3 protein-coding genes are annotated in these 2,989 nt (G+C 47.8%); all 3 read right to left on the bottom strand.

What is annotated here, in order from left to right; translation table 11 throughout:
- Positions 1-243, bottom strand: a 243-nt coding sequence (locus RMO35_RS09245) for a hypothetical protein (RefSeq protein WP_309740463.1), incomplete at its 3' end; no start/stop codon positions are given.
- 90 nt (positions 244-333) lie between these two features.
- Entirely contained in the window at positions 334-1,740 is a 1,407-nt protein-coding gene (locus RMO35_RS09240; protein ID WP_309740462.1) for a cytochrome P450, read from the bottom strand.
- Positions 1,741-2,040: 300 nt separating this feature from the next.
- On the bottom strand, positions 2,041-2,989 hold a 949-nt coding region (locus RMO35_RS09235; RefSeq protein ID WP_309740460.1), incomplete at its 5' end, for a cytochrome P450.

Raw genomic sequence — 2,989 nt, 5'->3', positions numbered from 1 at the left:
ACCGATCGATATTCTCGCAAAATTAGTGAGTTGTTGTTCGAGTGGCAACCTACTTTCATCCACAAATTGACCCACTCGTCTGCCCGCCCACTCGATCGGTTTTTGAATTCGCCAACAGTATCCGTATCCTGTAGCAATCCCATTATTAAATGGCTTTCCAAATTTGATTGAATACGAGCTACTGGTTAGAGAAAGAACTTCAGTGCGATCGACCCGTCCCGAAGGTTGGCGGTAAGATCGCACATCCAAACCTAATTTATTTCAGCTAGCGACAATATTGTGATTTTTTCATACTAGAGTCAAATCGATCTATGATTTGTGAGCTGCACAGATCTACCCACCCCGCCCTACGGGCACCTCTCCTGGGAGGGGATTTATTGGCACAAATGTTGCTTTTAGCTGCTTTTGCATCGTAAATGGGCGGCGCACTGGGGCAATTTCAGCGGTTGTCGGTGTCACTGTCCAATCGTATTTTTGCAATAGTGTCGAGAGAATTATCTTCATCTCCATTTGGGCGAGTTCCACGCCGATACAAATATGCGCGCCACCACCAAAACCGATTAATGAATAAGGCTGTTTTTTATCTTCCTCGCGCGGCGGTGCAAATCTGTCGGGATCGAATAAATCTGGATCTTGGTAAATTTCTGGTAAGCGATGAGTCAGCATCGGGGAGATAAAGATAAACCAACCAGCAGGGATTAAATAACCAGCATATTCGATATCTGCTAACGCCACGCGGGCAATGAGAAAAGCTGGTGGATAAAGACGTTCGCCTTCTTTAATAACATTGGTCATGTCGGGCAATTGCCGCAGATGTGTCATTGAAATTGGTTCGTTGCCCATTACTTGCTGCTGTTCGTCGCGCAACCTTTGCCGCCATGCGGGACTATTACCCAGTTCAAATAACAACCAGCTCATCAGCGTCGATGTGGTGTCGTGTCCGGCAAAGAGAAACGCCATCACTTGGTCGATTATCTGCGTTTCGGTAAATTTATTACCATCTTCATCGATTGTATTTACCAGCAAACTCAGTACATCTGTAGACCTGTCTAAATCGCCCCGCGCGGCTCTTTCGGCAATAACTTGAAGAATATAGTCAGCAATCTTGCGACGGGCAGCTTGCCCCCTTCCGTAGCTAGTTAGGGGACTATCCCAGCGGATCACTCCAGACACACTATCAACTAGAGTATTAAACCACCCGCTCACCCGATCGACTTCTGCGGTGCTTTCGCTACCTAAGAAAATCTTTACCACAACTGTCAGCGTCAGCTTGTGCAGTTCCGCACTCAGATCGATCGTACCGCGTTCGCCCCAATCCGCCATCGCCTCAGTGACAACCGACTGAATCGTGTCAAAATAACCTGCGATCGCCTGTTGATGAAATACAGGTAAAATCAGCTTCCGATTCGTGCGATGTGCTTCGCCATCTTTGAGCAATACGCTATCTGCTGAAATCGGTTCTAATAATTTATTACCCAACCGCGATGATAGCTTGTCGGCGGCATCTTTGAATACCAGTCGATTTGCCTCTGGCCCGACTAGGCAAGCCGTTTTGCCAAAGATGAGCGATGATGATTTGAAAACATTGCCATTGGCTTGATGTTTTTGCCAATAAAATTCTTCGCGCTTGGTAAGAAAACTAATGAGTTCGCCAATAATCGGCAATCCATAGCTACCCGGCATCAGATCGGCAGACTTGAGTTTATTATTCATCGCTACAAATTTTTGCTTGGCGGACATCGATCTAGATTCGGTCAGGCTTTTATACTAACGAAAATCTCTTGCCTAATGTCGATTGGTAGGTAGCTATGTTGGTGCTGTTGGGTTTCGTGCCTCAACCCAACCTACAGACTTCCCAAAAATCCCCTCCTGGGAGGGGTGCCCAACGGGCGGGGTGGGTCGCCATCTTCGTTTGCGGAGCGTCTCTGGAAGAGAATCGAGCCAATTGACTCCAACTGCGCTAAAGTTTGCAATAACTTCAAGCGATTTCTGGTCGAGCGATCGAACTCGATCGATCGGAGATTTGTGGGTGGCGGAGATCTACCCACCCCGCCCTACGGGCACCCCTCCGAGGAGGGAATTTATTGAAACAAATGTTGCTGTTAGCTTTTTCTGGGTCATGAATGGGCGGCGCACTGGTGAAATTTCGGTGGTGGTGGGTGTTACCGTCCAATCGTACTTTTGCAACAGTGTCGAGAGAATTATTTTCATTTCCATTTGAGCGAAGTCCGCGCCGATGCAACTATGTACGCCACCGCCGAAACCAATTAACGAATATGGCTGTTTTTTATCTTCCTCTCGCGGCGGTGCAAATCTGTCGGGGTCGAATAAATCTGGATCTTGATAAATTTCTGGCAAGCGATGGGTCAGCAGTGGAAAAATGAGTATAAACCAGCCTGCGGGGATGATATAGCCAGCATATTCAATATCGGCGATCGCCATGCGACTGATGAGAAAAAGTGGTGGATAGAGACGTTCGCCTTCTTTGAGGACATTACTCATCTGCGGAAGTTGGCGAATCTGGCTCATAGCAATCGGTTCGTTCCCAACTACTTGCTGGTGTTCTGCGCGGAGTTTTTGCCGCCATTCGGGATGATTTCCCAACTCAAATAAGACCCAATCCATCAGGCTAGATGTGGTCTCATGTCCGGCAAACAAAAACAGGATCGCTTGATTGACGATCTGGGTTTCGGTGAACTTATTGCCATCCTCATCGACTGTATTCATCAATAGCCCCAACACATCCAGCGCATTAGCTGGATCGTCGCTGCGATCGATCCGTTCTCTGATTACCTGTCGAATATATTTGACAATTTTACGGCGCGCAGCTTGCCCTCTACCATGAATAGTCAGGGGAGTATCCCACTTGAAGAGGCCGTATAGACCTCCGGTTAGAGTCGTAAACCACTCGCTCACTTGCTGGATCTCTGCCGTTTTTTCGCTGCCTAAAAAAGTCTTCACCACCACAGCCAGCGTCAGCTTGCGGAGT

It is taken from the genome of Chamaesiphon sp. OTE_20_metabat_361, assembly GCF_031364565.1.
The sequence above is the reverse complement of the archived record's forward strand: the minus strand, read 5'-3'. Positions and strand labels throughout refer to the sequence as shown.

Excerpts from the sequence above, each read along its gene's own strand:
- RMO35_RS09240 (WP_309740462.1), bottom strand. The coding sequence starts at position 1,740 with ATGTCCGCCAAGCAAAAATTTGTAGCGATGAATAATAAACTCAAGTCT.